Annotated in this window: 3 protein-coding genes; all 3 read right to left on the bottom strand. The window is 74.6% G+C overall.

Features of this window, described 5'->3' with window-relative positions; translation table 11 throughout:
• A partial coding sequence (locus G3I65_RS58840) for a TOMM precursor leader peptide-binding protein (RefSeq protein ID WP_160698966.1) occupies window positions 1–622 on the bottom strand: 622 nt, incomplete at its 3' end.
• Window positions 619–789, bottom strand: coding sequence for a hypothetical protein (locus G3I65_RS29315; RefSeq protein WP_160698965.1), 171 nt, complete (start codon window positions 787–789; stop codon window positions 619–621). The genes G3I65_RS29315 and G3I65_RS58840, both read right to left, overlap by 4 nt.
• Before the next feature lie 109 nt (window positions 790–898).
• On the bottom strand, window positions 899–1,281 hold a 383-nt coding region (locus tag G3I65_RS29310), incomplete at its 5' end, for a CdaR family transcriptional regulator (protein ID WP_160698964.1).

The following is a 1,281-nucleotide window of genomic DNA, read 5'->3' as shown; positions in this document are numbered from 1 at the left end:
CGAGCGCGTCCCGCACGTGGGCTTCGGCGGGCCGGTTGCCCCAGAGCCGGGCGGCCAGGCAGTGCCAGCACGGGCCCTCGCCGGGAGTGAAGAACGGGCCGAGCCACACCCGCGCCCCGACGGTCTTGGCGAGCAGCCACGGCCGCCCGGACGCCCGGTGCTCGGCGTCCACATCGGACAGATGCTCGGCCAGGTAGTCGTGGCACAGCACGAGGGAGAGGTCGGCGTCTTCGGCCACCGTGAGCCCGGCCGCGCGCAGGACGGCCACCGTCGCGGCATCCGCGCCGCGCACCGCGACCCGGCCGTGCGCGGCTTCGCCGTCCACGGCGTCCCAGTAAGCCGATTCGGCGTCGGAGACCGCGGGCCGCAGACCGATCAGCCCGGCTTCGGCGAGCCGCGTCAGCACCCCGGAGGCCTCGTCGGCGGGGATGCCGTCGGGCAGTTCCCGGCGCAGGGCCGCGAAGTCCCTGGTGCCGTCGAGCAGCGGGACCAGGGACTCCAGGTGCGGCCCGCGCAGGGCTGTCGCGCCTTCTTCGGAGAGCACGTACACCGCGTCGCCGGGCACCACCGCGGTACTGAGGTGCCGCTTGAACCCGACGACCGGCGGGGTGGGTTCGGTCACCTACAAGGGCTGACCGACGGACGAACGGGGTCCGCCACCCAGGTGTAGCACAGCCGCGCCGGGGACCCGGTGGACCGGCTGCCGTCGAGCCGGTCGATCGCCAGCCCGGTCGCTTCCGCCGGGACGACGTCGAACGCCGCAGCGAGCGCGCTTTCGAATTCCTTCACGAGAACCCCCATCGTTTCGGTATCCGCCAGCTTCCACGGTGCCCGGTGGCGGCGCGTCCCGCTAGGGCCGCCCGGCGCAATGGCACTGGTCCGCGGCACGCTGGAAGAATCACCGCGAGCCGAGGCGGTGCAGGCGCAGGGCCAGCTGGATCTCCAGCGCGCGGTCCGGCGCCTGCCAATCCTCCCCCAGCAGCGACGCCACCCGCTCCAGCCGCTGCACCACCGTGTTCACGTGGACGTGCAGGACGTCCTTCGTGCGCGCGAGCTGCGACCCGTTCGCGAAGTACGCCCGCAGCGTCGCCACCAGCTCGGTGCCGCGGCGCCCGTCGTAGTCGAGGACCGGGCCGAGCGTCCGGCGGACGAACGCGTCGAGGTCCGCGCGGTCGCCGAGCAGCTGGCCGAGGAACCCGAGGCCGGCCATCGCCGCGCCTTCGCCGGTCCGGCCGAGTGCGAGCAGGGCGCGGACGCAGCGCGCGGCTTCGGCGTGGGCGT

This window comes from Amycolatopsis sp. SID8362 (assembly GCF_010550475.1).
Classification (GTDB): domain Bacteria; phylum Actinomycetota; class Actinomycetes; order Mycobacteriales; family Pseudonocardiaceae; genus Amycolatopsis; species Amycolatopsis eburnea.
Note: the sequence above shows the minus strand (reverse complement) of the source record. Positions and strands in the feature narration are given on the sequence as shown.